Genomic DNA, 23,153 nt, shown 5'->3' on the forward strand with positions numbered 1-23,153 from the left:
TTAGAGAAGTAAAACGCAGAACCTCTTCGTTTTCAAATACGTTTAGAAACGCGGAGCCGACAGCGGCAGAATCATGGCTTCGAGCCTTCGCCGTCTGCTGGAACCGATGCTTAAGTTAACACGACCGTAGCAGATGGGGCTTCCGCCTGTGGGCTGCCGCCGGCCAACACGGAGGTGTGAAGGACAGACTGAATGGCCCGTGGGGAATGAAAAACGACGGTACAACCACTTATGAGTATCTAGGCGGTCACCCATCCATCTCTCATCCGGTACGGTCCAAGACTGAGTTCATACACAAACCCTGCGCTATACATGAACTCCCCAGGGTGCGCGAAGTCTGAGTAGGTCGGTGAGGAAGTCAACTCAGACTCTGTCATCACCACTGGAACTTCCAGCTCGCATATATATCCTCCCACGTTGTCTCGCGTAGAGAAATTGAAGACCGGATTGAAGAAGGAAATGCCATGGAACAACTCGATGATCGATCCGATCAGACGGTCCCAAGACGTTACCGCGTACTATCTTTCTACGAGGAGGGGATTCCGCCGTTCACGATGGGACTGAATCCGACAACCCAGACAATCCATCACCGATAGCAGACTGAATATTCGATGCCAATCCACACCATTGGAAACCACGGAAGTGCCATGTCTCCACGAACTGATCGGCACAATATTCTCGTGTTTTGATATTCTTCCCTCCGCGGTGGCCGCTAGGAACTCCTGTCTTTGACACCCAACTTGATTGGCTGGTTCTTATTATTATATTCAATCGGGATACGGTAGTGTGGGTCGCCTACGTCAAGCGATTTAGTGTGTAGTGGTATGTAGCGTGGACACCCTATCTACCATGAGAACACACGGGAGTCAATCCTAGTATGGATAGTGTATATGCTGAAAGACAGCAGCAAATATATCTACTTCTTGGCAATAGTGATGTAATTGCTCGCGTTGTCGAATCTGTTCAGCAAAAAGACGCTACGCCGTCCGATACCGATGGAGCGATATGATGCCGTCGTATCGACGCCGAAGAAGTCCAACACTAAGCGCGAAGAGCCCGATGAGCGCGAGCCACGTCACTACGTAGGCGTGTACAAGATCAACTGTCGTGACGGTCCCAGTTAGTGCGACTCCAAGAAGCAACTTGGCCATGAGACCAACAGTATGTGTGAGCAGCAACCAACCGACAATATGTTCATTCGAAAAGTACCGTTTGAGTGTTGCTATCGAGAGTGAGTCAGCTTGTTCTGGCGGGAGTATGGAACGAGAGGGTTGTTCCGGAAATTGATTAAAAACTGTGTGATCAACGTGTTCATGTCCTTCACGCGATAGTGTCTGAAATATTGGTCCCAGAGATTTGTCTGCTTTTCCATAGGTGTTGTTAGGGAGTTGTCGCAAAAGCCCAATTTCAACAAGCGTGTCTAGGTACTTTCGAATTGTCTCTCTATCTTTAATGTCTGGAAACCATTCATGTATCGTTCCCACACTGTAGATGCCCATTCGAGACGGATCTTCGTGTTTCATCACTGCGATACCATATTGGATTAGACAGTATAATTCAGACAGGCATATTTTCCGTGTCCGTCCGAAAACGTACCACTCGCGATATAGTTCAATAGAGGTAGACACTGGTGGTTCAGACACATCCCCCGAAGTGACGCGTTTGTTCCATTCCGTTATTTGTTTCAGATCCGACGATGAATAGAGCTCTTCTGGGTCGTGTTCAAACACCCGACTACGATGGATCCGCGTTTTGTTTTGATTGAGATGTTGTATGGTACTGTTCATTATCTGCCTGTCTGCTGAATAGAGTATAATCCTTTTCCCCAAATAATGTCTTAATTGACATATCAGTGTCCTGCCCGTGATACAGGAATATAATCTTTTATGCGAATCGACGATCCGCGATTCGTGGTAACGCGCTTTTATACACCCTACGAATTCTGGCGTGCTGATGGCACGAAAAGGTAAAAGATCGCTGGCCAACCCAACTATGCTCCGCCGGGCGTATGCGGGACGAGCCATGCGAGCAATGCCGAAGGAACCGAACACAATCGCATACATCACCGACGAATCGGTGTGTAAGATAGCAATCGACGGTGACGGAATCAAGCAGCTCAACGAACTGCTCGCAGATCCTACTGTCTGGAGAGTCGAACCCTGCTGTGGCGATATCTCGACGGCCATCGATATCGCTGCTGTCGTCGGGTCGCATCCAGACACCCTGACTACCGCGGTGCGGGTCTCCTACATGGAAGCTGGTGGAATCCAGCATCTCCCCGTCATCAACGAGACAAACGCTCACCGAGACGCCCGCGAGGCTGCTGTCGAGCTGTTCTTCTCGGCATTCACGGAAAATAAAATCGACGCGTCGCTCCCCAAATCAGAACTCTTCGACGGGTTCTGCGATTGGCATCTGAATCTCACCGGACAATCGATCAGTCGGTCGTGGTTCGGCCGGGCACTCGCCGAGGTCGATGTCGAACTACAGGGCGGACACGTCCCCAACCGGACGTGGACTGCGGAAGCCTTGGAGGCGCTCCAAAACTGAAATATGGTTCAGCAAGATGAGGAGAACCGGCCACAAAACGTGCGCTCTGACGCGCTCGGAATTCTTTTGTCCGGGTTAGACGAGCGTCGCTATCGGATTGATGCCTCGCTTGGACCGGCGTGTACAGCCGCGATTGAGGCTGCGCTGACGGATGGTGACTGGCTGGAATTGCTTGCGGTCACCCGAGACGGATACGTCGATGTCGTCTTCGCTGACCCGACTGGACGAGATGAACAGCCGAATCGAGATGACGACACCGTTATTGATCGGCTCACAGCGGGGTTAGAAACAACACTGCCGAACTGGGTTGGACTACAGCGCGGAGCATATGACCTGCGGCCACTCGGAACGGCACCACTACAGACCGCCCGAGTTGTCCGCGATTCAGCATCGCCAGCAGCCCTTGGGAACGTGTTTGCTGACGTAATCATTGCCAACGACCAACAGGCGAGACCAACGGTCTGTCAACTCCTGCTCGCTCAGGATCGTGGCGACCGGTTTACTGCGGTACTCCGCGTCGCCGAAGACCGGGCTCAGCCAACGCCCATCGGGCGGCATGCGAGTACGGATGCCGTTGTGAATCCGATTACGGATGCGCTTTCCAAGGTGCTTCCGGCTGGGTACTGTTCGAGCCGCGAGCTACTCACGCGGCATTGGACCACTCGAGACTCGCCGCTCCGTCCAACCGACGACGTCGCCGTCCTGCATGCGGTAAGCACATCGAGACAGAGCACCGAAGACGGGCTCAAAGAGTTCTCGGCAGCCTCGCCGGCAGCACGGCGGGCAATGAATGTGGGGGCAAGTGACCGAGAGTACCACAGCTTGCTTGCTGGCCGGCGCGACCTGGAGTGGTATCGGCCACTCGATGTCGAACCCACGGTCAGGCTGTCAACGTCAGGACTCGAATCACTACTGTCGGTAGTCCCGTTATATGCGGGCCACACGTGGCCGTCTGCGCAAACGCGCTCGGCGCCCGTCTTCGAGGTGACCGACACCGTTCGAGAACCGGCCGCGAGTTCGAGTCGTTCACACTCGGCTGTGAACGCTGCTACGCCGCCTTCGCTGGTTGGATGGCTGTCGAACTGGTGTCAGGAACTGACCGGCCACGGAACTCGTATCGCCGATCGCCGTCGTGGTGACCCACACCTTCGAGGCGGCCCACACGGGAAGACGGCCCCAGTCGTCATTGTCGATCCAACGACGTCGGCGGCAGATCCAGCGATCGAAACGGCCGGCGAGCTGGTCATGGCTGCGAATCGGGCGGTCCGAGAAGGGAGGCATCTGCTTGTTGTGACCCCGTCAGCCGCAGCGGCGACGTGGGCTGGACGTATCCTTGCGGTCCCGCATGCCAAGGTACTCGAGTCGGGTGACACGGTAGTCTATACCGTTCCGGATCCGGTCGCCGATGGACGAGGCGGAGTCGTCCTCGCCGCTCGCGACGCGGCGACGCCGACGTGGACAGTTCGGGCAGGCACTACCCGACGACTCCGTTGTGGAGACGCCTGTCTCGCTGCGGGAGCGCTTTCAACACCGCTTGAAGCGCTGTCGTATGCGGCGCCGCGACTCAAGCCCGAAGGCGACGCCTTCACGATATATCACCCGGATCAATCACTCGAGTTCTACGGGTCCGAGGCTGAGTGTCTCTCGACCTACCAGTATGTCCACCGACCGGTCTATCCGGTGTGGCCGACGTTTCGGGGACACGCCACCGTGCTCTTCCGCGACGGCTCTCGACTGCGCTCGCAGCATCCAGCCACCTAGTGGTCACATTCGCCAGGTATCCAAACTGACCTCGAGACCGCACTCGAGACGTTCATTAGAACCTACACGGTGCCCGCTGCCGGAACTGGGGTAAAACACTGTGGCGCGGTACTCGACGGCTGGCTCCATGATCAACTTGAGTGTCAGGTGCCGCCACTGGCACCGATTGGTCTCCGACTTCCAGCACGTATTGTCCCGAAAACGACCGACAACGACGAACTCATTGGGCTTCAGGGCCGTGAGTGGCGGATTCCAGCAATGGACCGCTCACTGGCCTGGGCTCACGGCGAGACCGACGCCGCATAACTTCGGTACACACTCACCGAATCAACATGTCAACAGAACTCCCGCCATCAATAGGGGGCCCGTATGTACGGGGTGCTGACCAGCCGCCCGCAAGCGGCCCAGGTCGGACCGCCGCAACCCGGATCATCTATGATGGCCAGAACAACGCAGACGATCGTCCACAGACGCCAGTGCCGCTTGATGGTGTCCGAGAAAAGCTCTCGGATGACATTCCGGCGCTCGACGCTGTTGAGTTCAAAATCACTCCTGGAGAAGACCAACAGGAGCACTATTTCATTGGGTATTCGAATGATCGGAACCACGAGCGGGCTCGACAGAAAGCGCTCGGGGCCGGGCCGGACCTCTCCGAGTGGAACGAGGCTGCTGATGGCGTCCCAACCACTCGCGGTCGAGCACCAAATTCGATCGCCGAAACAATGAAGCGAATCATCGAAGACAACACGCCGCCGTACATCAAGGTCCAAATCGTTGATCTTGATTTAACGCCGCTCGGGCTGTTACCCCGGCCAACGTCGCGACTGCTCCTGACAGAAAATGTCAGTATCACCCATGTCGACGTTTCACAAAAAAGCGCAGTGTACGAGCTCGTCACGACCCTGAATGAACGCGGCGTCCCCTACGACGTTAGCACCATCACGACGCAAGTCGGAGATGGAAAATCGTATGATTACCTTGGGACCTGCCGGCTCGTCGTCTTCGGGACCGGCAACGGCATCATCAGAGATGCTGACATCGAGACGTTCGCTGACACGGTCGATCCGGACTTCCGATTGAGTTCGTATTTCGATCACAAAGACATCATCGACAACTTCGATCTGCCGGTCGAAGCACACCGCAGAAACGCTCGCGACGCGCCCTATATACAGCGCATCGAGGAGATGGGAGAGATGAGCGGCCGTAAAACGACGACTCGGGAACTCAAATCAGGGCTCCCAGAATACCACGCGCTCTTGAACGCTCGGATGAACCCGGACTCGCGGTACCGAGAACTGTTCGATTGCTACGGCGTCTTCCGCATACAGAAACGGGATCTACTCCAGTTTCACGTGGCAATTCCTGCGTTCTTCGAGTACTCGTTGTGGGATGGGTGCTCAACTGCGGATGCGCCTGAGATAACGGTCCACAAACTCGGCGAGCGCGCCGAAAGCACCCGGCAGAGCTACGGCACTGAACAATCGGGGGATCTGAAAAATCAGCTCGATAATGACCGCCAGGAGTCCGAACCTCATCAAGAGTTGGTCTCTGAGTGGGTCTCGTATCTCCTCCGGAACGGACACAAGATACTCGCGATCGACCAATTGGATGTCGATCACGAGTTCGAGGGCACGGATCCAACTCAACAGACGGTGTTTGACGACGAATCACGGCCAGACATCGTCAGCAAGTACAACGGTCAAATCTACTGTCATGAAATCGAAGTCGAAAACGACACGAAACCCTCACAACTGCTGACGAATCTCGCTCGCGGCGCCTACTCGGAGTACCCGGTCGTCATCGTCACCGCCTCACAAAAGAGTGCTAGGAAAAAATTCGAAAACCTAAACGACGCCGACCGGATGGGGCCACTTCCTGATCCCGTCAAAGATGCTGATGCGAACGGGGTCATTCCGTATAATCTCGACGGGCTCGTGACGCTCGCTCCGGATGTCACGCTCGTCTTGCCTGAGGGCGTCGATGAGGCGCGATGGCGCCGGACTCCTGCTGATATTCACGAGCTTCTCGTCGATGGCACGGTCGTTGCGTCGGGGCCCGTTGCGGCGAGTGTCGACACCTACGAGTACGACCTCCCGCGGGTCCGCAAACATGGGTCGTCGTATGTCCTCGAGTCGTCGAATGGCGATGTCATTCGCGAACAGCCGACGGAGCGTGCCGCAATCGGCGACCGGACGAAAGTGCGAAAGCCGTTCCCGCTGACCCACTGGCACTACCTGTCGAATACGACGGTCCACTTCCAGTCGGGGAATGACTTCATCGAATACGATTTCACCCCCTCGTGGGCAACCCAGTACCGAAACAGCCACGCACGACGCTATGAGGCGGCTGTCAAGGCGTTCCTCGAGCAGGTGACTGTCGAATCGCCGGGTGACTCGGTCTCGATGACGCTGCTTCGATCGCGATTCCTCGAGTGGTACCGAGCACAGACTGACCTCAAGGAGCCGAGCGAGACGTGGTTCGGGCGGGCGGTCAACGCCTGTTCTGAGTCCTTTGAGGTCGACGCCTCAGACACCCACAACAAGCGGCTCGAGGACAGACAACTCGTCTTCACCGAGGGGGTGTACTCGCCGGACCTCGCGTTCATCGACGGTGATGATGTAGACGAAGAATAGGGGTTCGGGGAGACTACAACTCTTCGTTGCTCACGCGTGGTAGTCTCCGCGCGGATATCTCAACAGCCCAACATCCGTCAGTGCCCGCAGAGCAACAAAAACAACGAGGGCACACAGCAGGCGGCTCGTTTCTGGTTCTCGCGGGAAATTATATTACACTTCAAATAATTGAACAAAGTAGCTCGAAAAAGAGTTTCTCCGTCCTGAGCGATTGAGGGAATGAAACTACCAACTATTGAATCTCAACAAAGCCGGTTGGTATTAAAAACAGCTGGTTCTGATTTATATATTTTATATATTATCGAGCCGTGTGACGACATATGAGCCATGAGATGAAATCAAGCAATATACAGGGTGTGTCAATATCCGTTCCAATACCCGCCGAAGACCCAGATTTGTTCAAAAGCAAGGCAACGAACGATATCTTGCTATTTTTAACGAACCATCGATTCAAACAGTTCTCACAGCGCGGAGTTGCTGATCAGATTGGCCATTCCCAACAGACGGTTCGGAGAGCGGTCAATACCCTCGTCGAGAACGAATTAGTGATCGAATCACCCGAGGGCAATCAACGGCTCGTTCAAATCAACCGAGAGCGACTCGCTATTCCGGACGACCCTCTTCTCCGAATACCGCAACCAGAATTCCAGAAACCAGTGAAGGCTGCCGTCGACGAACTCACCGGCCGTCTCGACGGCGTCATCGGGATCGTTCTATACGGAAGTGTGGCGCGCGGCGAAGCCGATCGGCGCAGCGACATCGATCTCTGGGCGCTCACAACGAACGATCGAGCTCCAAACCAACGAGAGGCGAACGCTGTTGGTCGCGACCTCGAAGAGGCCAAATTCGACGAGAATAGGTATGCTTACGACATTGACGTTGAGGCGGTCCACGCGATTCCCACGTACACAGAAGACGTCCGGGAAATTGTTGTTTCAGGAATCCCGATCTACAGCACTAACAAGTTTGAGACGGTCGAGAATTTCCTCCTCGAGGAAGGTGATAGCGACGAGTGAACTACCCCACCCTACTCGCTCACGGCTGACGCCGTTCGCTCCTTGAGGGTGGGGCTTCCTGTTTCCACGACGCGCTTTGTAGATACAGGCGTATCCACAGGGAGCGCAGTCTCCACAGGCGTTGATTCGGAGTATCCCACTCCTACTTCTTCAAGACCACGAGAAAGGATGTTCCACGCCGCGTTCACATCTCTATCCGCTTCAAATCCACACGCCGGGCAGGAGTGTTCGCGCATCCACAGCGGTTTCTCAGTCTTCACACCACAGGAAGCGCACTCCTTTGTCGTCCCGCGCGGGTTCACGGCGACGAAGTGCGTCCCTTCACGTTCACACTTGTATTCGAGCGTCCGCAGGAACGTTCCCCACGCCGCTCCCGCCCGATTTCGTGAGTTTCTGGGGAGTTCGACCAGCTCTTTTACATCCAAGTCCTCAACAGCCACCAAGTCGTACTCTGTGGCGTAGTAGTTCGACAGCTTGTGGAGAAAGTCGCGGCGCTTTCGCTTGAGATCAGCGTGGCGTTCCGCCACGATTTGTCGTTGTGTCTCCCAATTCGTAGAGCCGTGTTCCTTCCGCGAAAGGTCGCGTTGGGCGCGTTCCAATCGTTCGCGCTCGTCGCTGAAGTCGGGACTTTCGATGGCGTACCCATCGGTGTCGTTGGCATACTTGAGAATCCCCACGTCGATACCAACGCACCGATCTGGATCGGTTGGTTTCTCAGGTGTCTCTTTCCCGTCGACAACGAATGAAGCGAACCAGTCCCCAGTTGGCTCCTTCTTAATCGTGACTTGTTTGATCGTCTCAGTGTCGGGGATTGTGCGGTGTTTGATGAGTGGAACATCCGCAAGTTTCGACAGCGACAATACGGTCTGACCGTTCTTACTATCGAACTCGAAGCCAGACTGTACGTAGGTGAAACTGCGGAAGTCCTTGGGAGCCTTCCAGTTGAGGCTTCCGACGTTGTAGCCGTTCTGTTTCAACTGGGAGAGGGCTTTGATGCTGTCTTCGATACGCATGACAGCGGCTTGTGCGACCGTTGAATAGAGGTCATTTAGTTCATCCCACCAGACTTTAAGATCGGTGAGTTGATCGCGTACTTGGCGTACTCGTTGGTTGAGTGTTCCCGCCGATTCGGGGATTTTCTCAAGTTCGTTGAGTGCGTGATTGTAGAGTTGCCTACAGGTATCTCGGTGTTGATCCAACAGCTCACGTTGTTCAGGCGTGGGATCAAGCCGGAATCTGTAGGTGTAGCGCATTGACTATTCGTCGGGGGCTGAGGTTCGGACGATTTTCACGTCGGCACCACGCCATCGCTTCGGAACGAGAACGTGTGCGCCGTTGCCGGTCGGCTTCACCTCTCCCTCGATGACTTCGTGGCCTTCTACTTCGTGTCTATCCATCATCTGTGTTTAAACAATATTTCAACTTGACTCTATCGGTGGGTGGTTGGGCAGCGAGTACGAACATGTTTGAGACATGATGTCGGCGGTGTATCTCCTCCCTACTCGCTCCCGCTAGTCGCTCCTTGAGGAAGGGGGCTTACCGCCTGTATTCTGCTAACCGACCCACCGATACCCCGGCCATGACCACGCTCCACATCACCGTCGGCGACCAAGAACAGCTCCGCCAAGATGCGCTCCAGTTCGTCCGGGATGTCGATGCCGACGATATCGACAGTCAGGATGGAACCGCGAGACTCCAGTTCGGTACCTACGACGACTTCGTTGACAGTCTCACCCCACTCCGTCTTGAGCTCATCCGAGCGATGGCGGAAAGGACTCCCGAGAGCATGCGCAAGGCGGCCCGCCTCGTTGATCGAGACGTGTCAGATATCTACACGGACTTGAAGCAGCTCGAAGTGCTGGGTATCCTCACGCTTGAAGCGGGCGGCCCCGTCGGCGCGATCCAACCCCTCGTCCCGTTCGATCGGATCGAGATTCACATCGACTACCCGCTCATCGATCGCGACGGCGCCGATAGCGCCACTGCCAACGCGTAGCGGAGCACTCACTAGTCGTTCCAGAGAGCCGAGATCCGCTCTTTAATCTCGTTGAGGACGAGCGACATCACGTCCCGATGGTCGGTCGGCCAAGAGGCGTCGTTACCGGGCGTCGGGACGGCGGGCGGGGGATGGAAGTGGTTTCGTGTGTTGTGGAGATTCGGATGGCGGTCCCACCGGCATTCCCAGGTGCTCTCGGGGTGGCTCTCTCGATACTGAATCTTGAAGTCGTCATTCGTGTACCAACGGACAGTTAGAGTCGCCTCGCTGACGGTCGTTGGATAGTACGACGATACGAATGTGACACGAAGTTCGAGGTGGCCACTCGCGTCTGTGGTGGTCGCTCGTTTGACCTGCTGTGTCGCTCGGAGACGCGTCTGGAAGAACTCAAGAATTGGGCGATCGATAGGAGCAGGGCTCCCGCCATCGCCTGTTGGTGGCACCATCGAGCAAGCTATCCGGAAGCCTGTTCGCCGTCGGCGCCAGCACGTTGCTGGCGAGCGCGTTCGTACCGCTCACGTTCTTCTCGTGCGGTTGCCCAGTCGGCAAGGTCACTGTACACGGCGTCGATTGTTCGCTCGTCACTCGCCTCCGCAATACCCACGGCATCAACCCTAGCCGGTGTTGCGGCATCGTACGCGTCCTCGTACTCAGCAATTCGTGTCGTCAGCTCGCGAACGTGTGCTTGTAGTTCTTCCACCGAGTGGTCTGTGGCGAGCTGATTGATGTGTCGCCACTCGAAATATGCGTCGTTGCGTTCATAGGTGGTTGGATGACCGTCATGGCGTGTAGCGATCCCGAGATCAGCGAACCAGGTGAGGTACTTGCGGGCGGTCTTCGGGTCGCACTCCACTCGGTCGGCGATAGCACTCGCTGTCGATGGGTCCCGAGTTTGGAGGAGAGTTCCATAGATACGCTGTTCGACATCGTCCCCGCTAAACGGGTCATCGAAAGAAGGGGGCCCGTCCGTGGACGCTGTGTCTGGCATACATGTTCTTATACGTCTTTGGATATAATTCCTGCTTCAAAGAATAATTTCCCGATTAATCGAGGCTGTCTGAAAATGGAGAACACAGGGAGGCCGCTTGAAGGCTAGTGTATCTTCTCTACCTGAACTCGTAGTCGCTGTCGTAAGCGCTGACGTACTCGTCGTTACCTTCTCGATCCGGCACGTAACACGGACCCCGTCCACCAGCGAAGAACACCGGCGCCTCGATGTCGAGATCACTCCGTCGGTCCAACAGCTGCGGCACAGGATCTCGGAGTTCGCTCACGCGCGGCTCTCGACGAGTGCGGAATGTTCCCCTCGGTGGTCGGTGCTCGGTCAGTGGTGGAAGTGAGTCTTTGGTAAGGTCGTCGACGGTGACGATCCGAACATCAAGTCGTTGGGCGAGATCCCACGCTGGAGTGGTCACGCCCCATGCCACGACGAGAACGGGCATCGCGCGAGCGAGTGCGGCCCGGTGAGAGATGGACGCAACAGCTTGGCGGCCGACAAGGGTCGTATGCCAGTCTTTACACTCGGCGACGATGAAATCATCCGGCTTATTACGTAGGGAACTTCGTCGCGCGACCACGTCCGTCTCGAGACCGAAGAGATACTCGTTGCGGGCGGTGCGGTAGCCCCATTGTTCGAGTGCGGCTGCGAACTCTGCTTCGAGCCATCGTCCGTTTGTGGGGTCGTGATCGACGGACAACTCGTCGTCGGTGTCGCCCAACGCGGGGATCTGTGCTTGGAGTTCGTCTAGGAATTCACTCATCCACGTTCTCCTCCTGTTGGGTCGCTTGTGTGGCCGTGTCTTCGAGGGCAGTCGCGACCGCTCGCGCCTCCTCGGGTGTGAGGTCCGCGTATGTTGTTCCCCATGGGCCGCCAAAACTGAGCGTGATTACTGACTCATTGAGTTCGTCTTGGCCCACTTGGATGGAGCCCTCTTGTTGGGTGACGGGGCGATCGCGTGTGACGTTCGTCTCGAGGTCGAACGTGGGAGCCGTCATTGTGTCTCACCCCTTCGGTTCGTGTGGAGCGGTGGTGTTATGGGTGGTTCTGGCGTCTGATTGTGTGAATCTGGTATTCGGGAGTTGCGAGGGTGGGATGCGGCCTGTGCGTCTCGATGGTTGTCTTTTCGTGGCTGTCTTCGGTGCGTCTTCACTGGAATCATGGTGTTTGGTAACATGGTGTTCTGCGTGGCTGTCGGTGTGAACAGGTCCGTGTCGGTGTGGGCGGTGCGTCGTCGCGTCCACTCGTCAGGGTGACTGCTCACGACGCGGTAAGTTGGGTTCGGCTGTCGGTGCGCCAACAGCGGCGTTGGTGTTTTTGCTATGTCTGCCGGCGGCCTGGCTGCGCGCTCGTGGTCGGTGATCCACCGTCGGTGACCGTTCATTTGGACGGGCCGGATACAGTCGAGGTCACGGATGTCGCTTATTCGGCGGTCATAGCTACTCGCGGAGATGTCGGCGCGGTCGATCAGCTCAGTGCGGCCAAGCGGCTGGTCCGCGCTGAGGAGCGCGGCGTACAGCTTCGTGGCCGTCGGGGTGAGGTCAGGCCGGAAGCGCTCGGGCGGGAGCGTGGCCGCTGCGCGTTCAACGTCAGCAGGCGTCGGATAGTGGGACTCGTTCAGCGCGTGTTGGAGGCTCTCCACAACGTCGTACGGACACGCCCGTGGGGTGTCCGACGGGCCGAACGAGCGCAGACACAGTCGTACGAGCCGCTGTCGCTCGTGTGGTGTCCACTGAACGTCGTGGGTCATTGCGATCTCATCGATCACCCGCCGAATGGCGGGGTACGTCGTCCCGTCGACGACCGGGATTTCGAGCGTCGGTGCGGCCTCAGTACCGTCGCCGATCGCCTCTCGGACCTCTGAGAGTTCTGCCGAGAGGGCGGTAGTAATCTCGTCGTGAAGTGCGGTGGCCGTCGGGCCGGCAAGCACCCACGACATGGTGAGATCTACCTGTGTGTTGGGTTCGATTTCGTACGGGAGCCGCCGGCACAGCTTTGTGGGCCGGTCTTCGAACAGCATGCGGTAGCCTGAATGAATCCCGTAGACGGACTGTTTGAGAGCAGTCTTGCCGAAGAACTCACAGAAGTCACGGAGTTGTGTAGTGTTGCGCGCGAGTGCGTCGGTGTCGGGCACTCTGATGGTGGTCGTAAGATCGAGTCCAACTGCGTGATACAGCTGAGTCGCTGAGGCGATCAGTCCGTGGAGATCGTTGAACAGGTTGCGTCGTGCGGCTGTGTCGTCGCTGCTCGTAAGTTTGGCAACCTGTGACAGGAGATGGTCTCGAACGGACGTGATCCGGTCTCTCCAGGCTTGGTAGGTGGTTTCTGTATCGCTGTACCAGCCCACTTGGTGGCCACGGCGGAGGATGCGGGTGGTGTCGTGATCGGGCTCGTCGTCAATTGCCTCGAACTCCTGGCCGAGTCGTGATCGAGAGAGGATGTTCGAGAGCGCTTTTTCGCTGAATAAGGCGCCCGCGAGACGTCCCAAAGTGGCTAAGGGGCCACCCCACTGGAGGACGACGAGGGTTTCATCATCGGTGTGGCTAAGGTATGTGACGCGGCCGTCGTCGAATGGGTGTGGGTGGGCATCGACGAGGGTGATGGCGTCGTCGTGGGCGACGGTAGAGAATCGCTCGTGGAGGGAGGCGTTTTCAGGACCAGTGAGCCACTGGACGTAGTCAGCGTCTCCCTCTGGATCACCGGTTACGGCCACCCACTCCTCGGGCGTGAGTGTCTCTTCTCTTTCTTGGCGGGGCGACACTGTACTTGTGGAATCTTGAGGGGTCGCAGTAAGACCCTCATCGAGTCGGCGCTGATTCGGGTGGACGAGGTCGTTGTTGTCGTCGAGACACTCGTGAACGGCCAGTTTGCCGAGGTCGGTGAGTTGGACCGTGTTGTGCTGGCCACGGCGGTCGACAGTGACCAACTCGCGGCCCTCAAGATCGAGGACATACCTGCTAATGGTGCCCTCGGCGACATCGATCGCGTGATCGGTGGTGAGATCCCGGTAGCTCCGGGCGTACTCGGGGTTGAGGTTTCCGAGGAGCCGGCGTTTTCCAGGTTCGGTGTCGAGGTCACGGATGGCCTTCCAGGCGGTCTCGACAGTTTGGGTGTGGTCGGTGTGGGGGGACCGATCCCGGCTGCCAGTAAGATCGAGGTGGCACTCACTCCACTTTGGATACCGCTTCACAAGGTGTCGGCGGACTCTGGGAGAGGCGACGAGTCTAACGTCGAACCCATTAGCAAGAACGGCGATCGCCGCGAGCGCGCGGACGCCCGTGCGGCGGTCCGTAAGGGAGGTCCAGGCGTCGCCGTCGAACAGAAGGGTGAGGGTGGTCGGGTGGGCGTCGAGCTCGCGATGGAGTGCGACCGGCCCTTTCGCGAGCGCGCCGAGGTCGGCGTTGACTGGCCCGCATCCCGTTCCGATGCTGGTGACGGTGTCGGTTAGATTGTCGTATCGCTGTTGGTGGTACGCACTGAGCGAACTGGTGGGGTCGTCTCCGTAGGTAAGCGCGAGTGTCGTAATCGCGCGGGTGTATGCGACGGCTTCGGCGACGTCGTCGGTCCATGGTTCGTTCGTCTGTTGCCACGCTGGCAGGATTTCGGCGAGGAGTTGGGAGCTCGTCCGCCACGGATCGGTGGTGGCGTGCTCGCGGATGGTTCGCTCGGTGTGGGCCCGGAGTTTGGTGAGGAGGTCTGGTACCCACTCGGTCAGCCGGGGTGAGACGGTCGTGTTAACTTAAGCATCGGTTCCAGCAGACGGCGAAGGCCTGGAGCCACGATTCTGCCGCCGTCGGCTCCGCGTTTCTGAACGTATTTGAAAACAAAGAGGTTCTGCGTTTTACTTCTCTAAAGACACGTTCGACAGCATTCCGATTTCCATGACGAGTGATTTGAAATCGGAGTGAGGTGCGTGAGAGCGCAGCTGTGAGATGTCCGCCAGCATCAACAAGAAAGAGCGCGTCGTCAACGCGGTGTTTCTCTCTGAGATCGCGGAGAAACACCAGGGTGAATTGTTGGTTTTGGACGGGAAATACGTCAACATGAAGGAATTCGTTGGTACGAGGATCGACAGCGGCATACAGCCAGAATCTATCTGAGTTGATCTGAATCGCAGTCTCATCGACCGCAACGCGATTCGGGCTCGCACTGTCGGCTGGCTGTAGATCGGCCTTTTGAATCCAATTATGAATTGCTGTTCGGCTTCGATTGACACCCAACTTCTCAAGATACTGTTTAGTATTCGAAAGTGATAATCCAGCAAGATGGAGTTGAATACCGGTTTCAATGATCTCGCGGGGTGTCCGCTCTCGCTCCACAAACTCCAAGTCGATCCAATCAGTACAGCCGTCGAGGCGGTTGGATTCGGACATAGAGCATTCGAAACACCGACCGCCTCGTTCTTAACTTAACATCGCCGGGTGAGACCCCTGGACAGGTAATCCCCTCCGTGGAGATGTCCGTGGTGTAGCTAACGAGCCGGACTCCTCGCTTGCAGGCCGCAGGCTGGCGTGTTCGCATAGCCGATCACCTGCTGGTGATGGGCTGGTCGATCAGATCGGCCAGCATCACTCCGACCCCTCGCGTGGAGGGCCACCATCAGAACGGGCGTGTTCTCGAACCGCCGTGAGAAGCGGGGTTGGTTCTTCCTGTGGCGGGTCGGTTGGGTCTCGTGGTGTCGGGGCGTCTGGGTGGACGTGTGGGTCGGCGGTCGTCGTGGGACTCGTGACGACGACAGTTGGGTCGAGGAAGACGAACGTTGTCGATTGCGTTCGGGTGTTCGAACACGTCCCGATGTGGCCCGTGAGGACGTATTCGCGAACACCACGGGTGAAGACGGTCGGGTGTTCGTGGACATCTGACCCGCACACGATGTAGCCGATCGCGTACGCGGGCTCGCCGGCCGCGCGGTAGGCGTAGGCGGTGATGTCGTTGCCTTCGTGGAGGGGGTGGCCACAGACCTGGCAGGTCGGGTTAGTGGTGTTGAGTGAGATGCGGGTGAGTTGGGCGAGGTCTGCGGGTTGTGGATTGTCGGGGCGCGTCATTCGTGGCCTCCCTCCGTAGTGTGGGTGCCAGCTTCCCACGCTTGACGCGCAGAGAGTGCGCGGCGGCCCGACTCGGTCAGTCGGTACTCGGTCGGGTCGTGGGTTTGTACGGTGACGTAGTTGTACTCTACGAGTTTCTCGAGGATGTCACAGACCCGGGCGTGGTCGATACCGTCGGTGTAGTAGTCGGTGAGCGCGTGGTGGAGTGGACGGCTCTCACTGGGGCCAGTCTGCGAGAGTACCCAGAGCAGGTCGCGGTGGGTGGCTGAGAGATCGGTAAGTGAGACGTCGTCGCTCTCGGTGTTGGGGCTAGACATCATGGCCCTCCACGGTGTCCTCGTTGACGCTGTGTGTCGTCGCGCACGTGCTACAGAGTGGGCCGTCGAAGGCAGCGCCGTAGCCGTCGGCCGGGTTGGGACACAAACTACAGCCGGATCTGTTACTATTCGATCCGTCAGTCGTCTCGCAGGGCTTAAGCCCCGCAGTTGCCAGCATTAGCATGGTTCTGTGAGTGGACACAGAACCCGTCCTGGCCGGGTGTTCTAGCACCGCGGCCGGGGTTTCTACACTTTCTCACGAGCCGAGGGTTCGTCACTCGGGTTCCGTATAATAACGGTTAGCCTCTGGTAACATATATTTGACGGTGTAGTCCAAAATGTGCTTTGTATAGCGTATAAGTGCTATTCGTCCGTACTATAGACTGTGATATTGGATATGTGCTCTATGAGGCACTCAGGCAAGTGGATGACTTCTCTTGACGATCGGATTTTGGAGTTCCTTCATGAGAATAAGCCGACAACACCTACGAAGATGACTACAGAGGCATCTCTACCTTACTCTAGACAGCATGTTGATCGAAGGTGTAAGAAACTGGATGAGGAGGGTCTCCTCGAAAGCTTAGGTAATGGTGTCTACATGATCACCGAAGACGGTGAAGCATATCTCAAAGGACATCTGGACACTGAGGATTGGAGGTATATTGATGAAGATGATGAGAACGCAGGTAAAGATTTGACTGAAGATACTGGTACAGACAGCTGAACGGTAGTTTTCTGAACTAATCAAAAGTGAATCCGTATGAGGATAGCTGTTGGTTAATAGAGCTCTGTTTGATTCGGCTCTTGGGGACCGAACTTCTGTGGATCAGATCTAATCATCAACGTACACTACCCCGTCAACCTCTGTTGTGGGTACTGTCTTGACATCAGTAAATCGTACTGGCGATTGTTTCAAATAAAATCAGTATGTCGCTCACGTGTGGAACCGCTCTATACTCGGACGTATCCATTTCGAGGACGAAATTATGGTCTAGGTGAGTATTAGGAGGTTTTTGAGTTTGAATACTGGCCGAGTACTCAGTTGGACGAACCCTTCCCGAGCCCGGTGAGGTCATTGACGTGTTCGGCGTTATTACCGCAGTTTCGGCGTCTGTGGACGATCCGATACCCAATGTTCTCATCGACGATGAGACGGTACCTCAGTCCGCCAGGGTAGCCGACGAACGTCGTGCCGCCTCCGCGGCAGCGCGACCGTGCCGTGCCTCGATACTTCCCATATCCTCGGGATTTCGGCAGTGGTAGGCGAGTGCTTTGTACACCTCACTGACATTGATTCCGTGACGATCCGCGACCTGTTGGGGCCGAAGTTCAGCCTACTTAATGATCAAATGGAGTTATCGAACCGTCACTTGACTCCCCTCAATATAAGACCCATCGTGGATCTCCGACTCGTCGCTGGAGGCGATTCGGGGCTTCGTCACTGTTAGTGACGGCGTATGTGTGCTGACAATAAAATACGAGCACGGAACTCGTTCTCTGAACGAGAGATACCTCGTGTCGCGTCCCGCCTAGTTTATCTGAGGAGAGTCAGCCTCGCGGAACCTGGAGGCGTCGCCATGGTGTCGTGGACATAGCCATCGAAGGGGCACTCAATGTAGACGGGGTCGATATCGGTGTCGAGCGCGTCGTTAGTCATCGCGAGCATCTCGTTGAACGAGTACGCCTCCTGGGTGCCGACGTTGTAGACGCCGGTCAGCTTCCTGCCGACGGGGAGCTCGCAGGCGCAGGCGACATCTGCGACGTGCGTGAAGTCGCGGGTTTGGCTGCCGTCGCCGAACAGTTCGGGCGCCTTGCCGTTCGTGATGGCGTCCGCAAATTGGGCGACTGTATTTGCGTACTCGCCTTTGTGTTCCTCGTTGCTGGCGAAGCCCTGTAGACGGAGTGGGAAGCGGATTTGGTCTATGACTGATTTATAGGTTTAATAATAGTTTTCGATAATATTTTTCACATATTTTAGTTCTAGCCCAGTACGTTCTTCGAATCGTTCAAGCAGAAGTATATCTGCGCGGCCAAGACTTCTGGTTAGGAATACTGAGAAGAGGTGGGCGACTGATATCAGTGTTCCAGACATAATTAATAATAGAAGCGAGAGGTCGTTATCTCCGATCAATCTCCTCAAACAAAGAGTAAATAGAAGTGTTGGAACAAGCGGCTTAACATTATTTATGGAAAACGGGTGAATCTTGACAGCCCAGTATATAGCAGTGAGCTCAAGTAGATTATATACTCCGTATCCAACAACAGTCCCAATGGCTGCACCTATAATTCCATACTTCGGGATAAGAACATAATTCAGCCCGATGTTGATGAGCACTGCTGGGACAACAGAATAAAGTTCTATTCGAGTTCGGTTGATTGCCTTCGTCATGTCGCCGTTAAGACCAACAATTGCTCGTAAGAACAGGCCTGCTGTTAGGACGGCCAATGCAGGCGCAGCGGGTACATATTCACCACCAAAGAATGTACGAACAACATCGGATGCAAACAGTGTGAACAATAGGACCGGTGGGAATGTAGCGGTAACAATCCATTTTGTGGAGACTGTGTAGATTCGATCTAGGGCATCAAGATTATTATCTTCGTAATATTCGGTTGCAATCGGAAGAAAGAGAAACGCAAATCCGAGGACGACGAATGTAGTAATTTGCCGAAGAGGCTGGATCGCTCGATAAAGACCGACCGATTGTGGTTGCATGAAATAGCCGATCATAAGAATATCGACATTCGACAGTAAGATTAAAAAAGATGATCCAACCGCGAGTGGCCACGAAAATGACCAAAGTTCGCTTATTGTCTTTTGATCAGGGAGGTGATTGATGACTTGTCTTAGTGAAATCATTCTATGAAGATAGTAGCCAGTGAGTAAAACCATGATTATAGGCATCGTAACCCAGTAGGCGACAGCACCGAGGAACGCTTCGCCAGAGAGAACGAAGAGGCCGAACAGCAAGAGGGCACCTATACGCGGTCCAAGGTCGCGAGCGACAGTCGCTTCTAGCGATCGCTTATATGCTCGGAGCGCACTGAACGACACTCGTGAAATATTAGACGCAATAAAAAAAGGAAGAAAGGCCACCAGTAGCGTCGGGAGGTGATCGTCATTAAAATATGTTGCCAGCCGAAATCGAATAATAAATATCGTAATTGCTACCCCGAAACTAGCGATAAGTGCGAATGTATACCCTGCTCGAAGTACATGACGGCGAGAATTGACTGCCTGCTTAGCAGACATCAATCGAGCAACCCCTTTATCGCTACCCAACAGTGCCAGACCCGCAGCGGTTGAAACTACAGTATAGGCAAGTGCCACGTGTCCAAACGATGCTGGGGTTAAGGACCGGACGATGAGAACTTGGCCTATGAGGCTGAGTACTTTTCCGACCACAGAACCAACAAAAACGATTGCGGCACTTTTTGCTAGACTGCTTAGAGCATCATCAAGAGAAGTCATATATGTGTTTTGAGATCACACATCCTATTTATTTGTAGTCCTTCGTTATCACGCCAGTGGGAGGCTACAGTAATAAGTTGATCAACGATGTCGAGCTGTGCCTCGTTAGCCATGTCGTGGAGGTGTGTCCAGAAGTGAGCGTGTTTTTTTTCTGTGACGGCACGGTTGAGTGCATCATCAATATATTTACGATGAATATACTTCCGTACACGAAGCGGAATTGAACGCAAGACCGGGTGAACTGTTCCCTGCCCGTGAGAAATGTATGGAGCAGTCATCGATTGCGTGACCGATGTGTAAGTGGTAACTAACCCACCGTCCCTGACAGGTTCCATCACCGGGTGGTTCCTGCTGAAGTACCACTTCAACAACGCCGGTTTGGTCTCCGGCATCTTTCCAATTGTCTGCCGAATCACTCTGATCTCATTTTGTTTGAGAATCTCAGAGTCCATTTGCTGGTGACGTGGTGGAACAATTGACTCCGCCGGTTGACCGAACCTTTCTCGATGGAGATCCTGTGCCCTCTTCAGATCTGAATCCAACTGGGTTGAAGTGAATTCTTCGCCGAGTGCGTGAGAAAACGTGTGCGTACAAATTTCATGATCCATCTCAGCCGCTTCGATCATCTCAATCAGATCGGGAGCGTAGAACAATGGATCAGATTCCACGTCTGTGCCAGGGTCGGCGCCAAACCAATCCGTAGGGTACTTACCGCGATGGGTGCCAGAGCAATCGCTCAACAGTAGATGTCCAACGACATCGAAGGTGATTGGTATCTCAAACTGGTCGCAGAGAGTGAGCAAGCGCTCAAGAGCTTCTGTCTCTGCGTCTCGGGATTCAGAGAGCGTGGTATATTTGTTGGGTCGTTGTAAATCGTGGTATCCCCACCCGAGTTCCACCTCTACGCTGAAGATAGCTGATCCTGGCATATGAATAGTTATGTGAATATCATTGTGTGTAATGTCGTTTCTGATATGTGGTTGGAATCATTCATCAATATGTTAATGATTTCTTTCTCCACTCATTAGAACCGCACTGCTTCCTACACCAACGAGAATATAGAATAGTGGTTGGATGATGACAATATTAAACATACCAGTCAGTGTTGTTGCGAGTAAGCCGATCAAACAACCCGACAAGCACAGAGTCTCATCTGACCTGTCCAGAATAATTCGTCGGATGTAGTTTCGCAGTACCATTCCTCCAGTTGACAGCAGTAACAGAACACCTGGAAGTCCAGCCCCCATCCAAACCCTAGTGACAAGACTATGTGCCCGGTAGTTGCCGATTCCAAACCGTTCCGCGGAGTATTGAAAGAACGCGCCGTACCCAATTCCTGTGAGCGGGTATGATTGAATGGTCCCTAGTTCTGCGAGACGAACTTGATATCGGCCTTCTCCGAGGACCTCTGGTGATATCTCGCCGTTGATCACTGGAATACGCAAAATCCGTTCAGGAAGAATGCCAACGGTAGATGAAATGATAATGCCGGCAGCCATCGCGGCTAAGCTCACTACGCTTACTGCTGTGAGAGATGTCAACGATAGCCCCTTTACACGATTGCCCCATACCAATATGACAAGTACGAGTGTAAAAGTGAGTGCCACAAGACCGCTTCTGGATCCAGACAGGGGTATGAAAAGTATCATTAACCCGACCAAGATCAGCCGTACGCCTGCCTGAATCCTATTCTGATCATAGATACTAAAAGCTAGTATCGGAAGCATCGCAACCATGTCTCGCGCAACCCCATTGCGACTAATCAATCCAGCAAGCCGCCAACCAGGCGAAGAATAAATGAGATTTAGAATCGAGTATGCTATTACAGTAGTAGCCGGAATCACCAGAACATTTACAAATATATTTAATGAATCTTTTCGGTTAAAATAAACAACGATAGCAAAAAAGTACATCATATAGAATAGGAGGTCGGTTGCTCTTCGCACCGATTCTTGTGGTGCGATCGACCATGCGACGCTAAATATCAATAAAAGCAATAATGAAAGTATTCCAATTTCAGAATATGAGAGGCGGAGTTGCGGACGATACAGGAGTGTGAAGATTGCTAAAATTCCACAAGTCAGCATAGAAATTCGAGGTAAGTTAAATCCTACTCCCCCTATGTCAATTCCAAATGGGATGTACCGGGTAGTAGGTGGCATAACCACTAAAATCCCAAATAGCCATGTCAGGCGCTTCCGACTCATACACGACACATATACCCGATAGCGTGGACACGGTAATCAGTTTTTTTATACAGTCCAAAACGTCTGACTTTCACTTTTTGTTCGCTCTGTCGTAACCCTCACGAAGCTGCCCCCCAACACGTTCCCAGCTCCGCTCGTCAGCACTCTCAACACCACTTTCAACAATCATTCGGTACAGTTCATCATCATGAATCAACCGAAGCACGTTCTCCGCAATTGACTCTGGTGTCTGTTCGGTCAGCATTCCAGTCTTCTCATGATCAATTACATCCGGAATGCCGCCAACAGCGGTGGCCACTGCTGGCGTGCCAACGTCCTGTGCTTCAAGTACGACTCGAGGAACCCCCTCTGATTCTGAAGGGAGAACAAGAGCATCAGATTCAGTGAGGCGACGCAATGTATCGTTGTGATTGAGCGAGCCCGTGAGGGTAACGCAATCCTCAATACCATTGTTTTGGCATTTGTTTTCAAACTTTGACCTATCTGGACCATCACCGACAACGGTAAGATCGATATCCATACCTTGCTGGTGGAGAATTTTAATTGCGTCCGCTAAAAGAAATATTCCTTTCGGCTTCCGAAGAGTCCCAATGTATATCAGATCAGTTAGTTCGTCCGGGGTATTAGTTGATCGGTACTCTTTGACATAGTCGGGATTAACAACCGGTAGTCGTTTTATATTATCTTTGGGCACACCATTTTGGATCAAGATATCGTCAATATTTGAAGCACAACTGAACCAGAGAGGAGTAAGTCCCAACTTGACTATCCATGGACGGAAGGTCTCATCGCGACAATCGTTGACGATAGGAGTTCGGAATAGTACAGACACGATTGACAACCCAACCACAGAGAATGAGGAGCTGTGGGAATGAATCAAATCTATTTTTTTCGATAAAATAAGGTAGGAAGATACAAGAATGAGGACAAGAATTTCCAGTGGAACTCTAATATAGCGGTGTAGCCGCTCGATTCGTGGGAGCAAGCTATATACTGTGATTCCATTCTTTTGTTCTATTAATCCCCGACTATTGTGTAAACTAGTGACCACAATAAATGTTGTATTATCGTACTGTTCTTCTGTTATATTTGAGTAAAACGTCGCCGCTCCACCTCGAGATGGAGGATATTTTGGCGTGAATAAAAGTACTTTTGTCAT

General features: G+C 54.4%; 20 protein-coding genes and 2 pseudogenes. 7 read left to right on the forward strand and 15 right to left on the reverse strand.

Translation table 11 applies throughout. The annotated features are described in order from the left end of the window. From DVK05_RS17445 to DVK05_RS00020, 5 genes and pseudogenes are all read left to right on the forward strand, one after another. A pseudogene (locus DVK05_RS17445) lies at positions 1-119 on the forward strand (IS6 family transposase); the annotation flags it as partial. Between the two features lie 1,912 nt (positions 120-2,031). Further along, the gene (locus DVK05_RS00010) at positions 2,032-2,550 is read left to right on the forward strand and encodes a hypothetical protein (protein ID WP_121598739.1); all 519 of its coding nucleotides are present in this window, start codon (positions 2,032-2,034) and stop codon (positions 2,548-2,550) included. 3 nt (positions 2,551-2,553) lie between these two features. Further along, positions 2,554-4,311, forward strand: a complete 1,758-nt coding sequence (locus DVK05_RS16700; protein WP_147437673.1) for a hypothetical protein — start codon at positions 2,554-2,556, stop codon at positions 4,309-4,311. A gap of 332 nt (positions 4,312-4,643) precedes the next feature. Continuing rightward, a complete protein-coding gene (locus DVK05_RS00015; protein WP_147437675.1) occupies positions 4,644-6,944 on the forward strand; it encodes a hypothetical protein in 2,301 nt (766 codons plus the stop codon). Positions 6,945-7,264: 320 nt separating this feature from the next. Next, positions 7,265-7,960 carry a nucleotidyltransferase domain-containing protein gene (locus DVK05_RS00020; protein ID WP_199712264.1) on the forward strand — a complete coding sequence of 232 codons (696 nt, stop codon included), beginning with the start codon at positions 7,265-7,267 and terminating at the stop codon, positions 7,958-7,960. Between the two features lie 11 nt (positions 7,961-7,971). Here DVK05_RS00020 and DVK05_RS00025 read toward each other — a convergent pair whose 3' ends face one another. Then, the gene (locus DVK05_RS00025) at positions 7,972-9,213 is read right to left on the reverse strand and encodes an RNA-guided endonuclease TnpB family protein (protein ID WP_121561428.1); all 1,242 of its coding nucleotides are present in this window, start codon (positions 9,211-9,213) and stop codon (positions 7,972-7,974) included. A 3-nt stretch (positions 9,214-9,216) separates the two neighbouring features. Continuing rightward, complete coding sequence (locus DVK05_RS00030; protein WP_121562418.1) at positions 9,217-9,357, reverse strand: DUF2080 family transposase-associated protein; 141 nt, start codon at positions 9,355-9,357, stop codon at positions 9,217-9,219. Positions 9,358-9,539: 182 nt separating this feature from the next. On the opposite strand from DVK05_RS00030, the gene DVK05_RS00035 reads away from it, so the two are divergent. Then, complete coding sequence (locus DVK05_RS00035; protein ID WP_121561429.1) at positions 9,540-9,956, forward strand: transcriptional regulator; 417 nt, start codon at positions 9,540-9,542, stop codon at positions 9,954-9,956. Positions 9,957-9,967: 11 nt separating this feature from the next. Here the strand turns inward: DVK05_RS00035 and DVK05_RS17755 are convergent, their stop codons facing one another. The 8 genes from DVK05_RS17755 to DVK05_RS00075 form a co-directional block, all read right to left on the reverse strand. Further along, positions 9,968-10,402: a hypothetical protein gene (locus DVK05_RS17755; RefSeq protein ID WP_121561430.1), complete on the reverse strand. Its 435-nt coding sequence runs from the start codon at positions 10,400-10,402 to the stop codon at positions 9,968-9,970. Positions 10,403-10,410: 8 nt separating this feature from the next. Further along, complete coding sequence (locus DVK05_RS00045) at positions 10,411-10,944, reverse strand: sugar-specific transcriptional regulator TrmB (protein ID WP_121561431.1); 534 nt, start codon at positions 10,942-10,944, stop codon at positions 10,411-10,413. A gap of 118 nt (positions 10,945-11,062) precedes the next feature. Beyond that, positions 11,063-11,716 carry a restriction endonuclease gene (locus DVK05_RS00050; protein ID WP_121561432.1) on the reverse strand — a complete coding sequence of 218 codons (654 nt, stop codon included), beginning with the start codon at positions 11,714-11,716 and terminating at the stop codon, positions 11,063-11,065. After that, positions 11,709-11,951 carry a hypothetical protein gene (locus DVK05_RS00055; protein WP_121561433.1) on the reverse strand — a complete coding sequence of 81 codons (243 nt, stop codon included), beginning with the start codon at positions 11,949-11,951 and terminating at the stop codon, positions 11,709-11,711. The genes DVK05_RS00050 and DVK05_RS00055 overlap by 8 nt, the downstream gene beginning before the upstream one ends. After that, entirely contained in the window at positions 11,948-14,668 is a 2,721-nt protein-coding gene (locus DVK05_RS17760) for a plasmid replication protein RepH (RefSeq protein WP_394338854.1), read from the reverse strand. Before DVK05_RS17760 ends, DVK05_RS00055 begins: the two co-directional genes overlap by 4 nt. 19 nt (positions 14,669-14,687) lie before the next feature. Continuing rightward, positions 14,688-15,326 (reverse strand): IS6 family transposase, encoded by a 639-nt coding sequence (locus DVK05_RS00065; RefSeq protein WP_121561434.1) that lies wholly within the window; start codon positions 15,324-15,326, stop codon positions 14,688-14,690. A 195-nt stretch (positions 15,327-15,521) separates the two neighbouring features. Then, on the reverse strand, positions 15,522-15,998 hold the full coding sequence (locus tag DVK05_RS00070; protein WP_121561435.1) for a hypothetical protein: 477 nt from the start codon (positions 15,996-15,998) through the stop codon (positions 15,522-15,524). Then, positions 15,995-16,315: a PadR family transcriptional regulator gene (locus tag DVK05_RS00075; protein ID WP_121561436.1), complete on the reverse strand. Its 321-nt coding sequence runs from the start codon at positions 16,313-16,315 to the stop codon at positions 15,995-15,997. Before DVK05_RS00075 ends, DVK05_RS00070 begins: the two co-directional genes overlap by 4 nt. 406 nt (positions 16,316-16,721) lie before the next feature. On the opposite strand from DVK05_RS00075, the gene DVK05_RS00080 reads away from it, so the two are divergent. Next, a complete protein-coding gene (locus DVK05_RS00080; RefSeq protein WP_121562419.1) occupies positions 16,722-17,039 on the forward strand; it encodes a MarR family transcriptional regulator in 318 nt (105 codons plus the stop codon). A gap of 849 nt (positions 17,040-17,888) precedes the next feature. On the opposite strand, the pseudogene DVK05_RS00095 reads toward DVK05_RS00080, so the two are convergent. The 5 genes and pseudogenes from DVK05_RS00095 to DVK05_RS00115 all read right to left on the reverse strand — a co-directional run. Continuing rightward, a pseudogene (locus DVK05_RS00095) lies at positions 17,889-18,218 on the reverse strand (GDP-mannose 4,6-dehydratase); the annotation flags it as partial. 36 nt (positions 18,219-18,254) lie between these two features. Further along, positions 18,255-19,787, reverse strand: a complete 1,533-nt coding sequence (locus DVK05_RS00100; RefSeq protein WP_121561437.1) for a flippase — start codon at positions 19,785-19,787, stop codon at positions 18,255-18,257. Next, complete coding sequence (locus DVK05_RS00105; RefSeq protein ID WP_121561438.1) at positions 19,784-20,716, reverse strand: polysaccharide deacetylase family protein; 933 nt, start codon at positions 20,714-20,716, stop codon at positions 19,784-19,786. The genes DVK05_RS00100 and DVK05_RS00105 overlap by 4 nt, the downstream gene beginning before the upstream one ends. Before the next feature lie 72 nt (positions 20,717-20,788). Beyond that, a complete protein-coding gene (locus DVK05_RS00110; protein ID WP_158598841.1) occupies positions 20,789-21,874 on the reverse strand; it encodes an O-antigen ligase in 1,086 nt (361 codons plus the stop codon). Positions 21,875-22,064: 190 nt separating this feature from the next. Next, complete coding sequence (locus DVK05_RS00115; protein WP_121561440.1) at positions 22,065-23,153, reverse strand: glycosyltransferase family 4 protein; 1,089 nt, start codon at positions 23,151-23,153, stop codon at positions 22,065-22,067.

The organism is Halorubrum sp. Atlit-8R (assembly GCF_003666025.1).
In the GTDB taxonomy this organism is placed as follows: domain Archaea; phylum Halobacteriota; class Halobacteria; order Halobacteriales; family Haloferacaceae; genus Halorubrum; species Halorubrum salinarum.

What these genes read in the sequence shown, in the direction of transcription:
- DVK05_RS00010 (WP_121598739.1), top strand. Translation starts at nt 2,032, where the DNA reads ATGCCGAAGGAACCGAACACAATCGCATACATCACCGACGAATCGGTG.
- DVK05_RS16700 (WP_147437673.1), top strand. Translation starts at nt 2,554, where the DNA reads ATGGTTCAGCAAGATGAGGAGAACCGGCCACAAAACGTGCGCTCTGAC.
- DVK05_RS00015 (WP_147437675.1), top strand. Translation starts at nt 4,644, where the DNA reads ATGTCAACAGAACTCCCGCCATCAATAGGGGGCCCGTATGTACGGGGT.
- DVK05_RS00020 (WP_199712264.1), top strand. Translation starts at nt 7,265, where the DNA reads ATGAGCCATGAGATGAAATCAAGCAATATACAGGGTGTGTCAATATCC.
- DVK05_RS00025 (WP_121561428.1), bottom strand. Translation starts at nt 9,213, where the DNA reads ATGCGCTACACCTACAGATTCCGGCTTGATCCCACGCCTGAACAACGT.
- DVK05_RS00030 (WP_121562418.1), bottom strand. Translation starts at nt 9,357, where the DNA reads ATGGATAGACACGAAGTAGAAGGCCACGAAGTCATCGAGGGAGAGGTG.
- DVK05_RS00035 (WP_121561429.1), top strand. Translation starts at nt 9,540, where the DNA reads ATGACCACGCTCCACATCACCGTCGGCGACCAAGAACAGCTCCGCCAA.
- DVK05_RS17755 (WP_121561430.1), bottom strand. Translation starts at nt 10,402, where the DNA reads ATGGTGCCACCAACAGGCGATGGCGGGAGCCCTGCTCCTATCGATCGC.
- DVK05_RS00045 (WP_121561431.1), bottom strand. Translation starts at nt 10,944, where the DNA reads ATGCCAGACACAGCGTCCACGGACGGGCCCCCTTCTTTCGATGACCCG.
- DVK05_RS00050 (WP_121561432.1), bottom strand. Translation starts at nt 11,716, where the DNA reads ATGAGTGAATTCCTAGACGAACTCCAAGCACAGATCCCCGCGTTGGGC.
- DVK05_RS00055 (WP_121561433.1), bottom strand. Translation starts at nt 11,951, where the DNA reads ATGACGGCTCCCACGTTCGACCTCGAGACGAACGTCACACGCGATCGC.
- DVK05_RS00065 (WP_121561434.1), bottom strand. Translation starts at nt 15,326, where the DNA reads ATGTCCGAATCCAACCGCCTCGACGGCTGTACTGATTGGATCGACTTG.
- DVK05_RS00070 (WP_121561435.1), bottom strand. Translation starts at nt 15,998, where the DNA reads ATGACGCGCCCCGACAATCCACAACCCGCAGACCTCGCCCAACTCACC.
- DVK05_RS00075 (WP_121561436.1), bottom strand. Translation starts at nt 16,315, where the DNA reads ATGTCTAGCCCCAACACCGAGAGCGACGACGTCTCACTTACCGATCTC.
- DVK05_RS00080 (WP_121562419.1), top strand. Translation starts at nt 16,722, where the DNA reads ATGAGGCACTCAGGCAAGTGGATGACTTCTCTTGACGATCGGATTTTG.
- DVK05_RS00100 (WP_121561437.1), bottom strand. Translation starts at nt 19,787, where the DNA reads ATGACTTCTCTTGATGATGCTCTAAGCAGTCTAGCAAAAAGTGCCGCA.
- DVK05_RS00105 (WP_121561438.1), bottom strand. Translation starts at nt 20,716, where the DNA reads ATGCCAGGATCAGCTATCTTCAGCGTAGAGGTGGAACTCGGGTGGGGA.
- DVK05_RS00110 (WP_158598841.1), bottom strand. Translation starts at nt 21,874, where the DNA reads ATGCTGACTTGTGGAATTTTAGCAATCTTCACACTCCTGTATCGTCCG.
- DVK05_RS00115 (WP_121561440.1), bottom strand. Translation starts at nt 23,153, where the DNA reads ATGACAAAAGTACTTTTATTCACGCCAAAATATCCTCCATCTCGAGGT.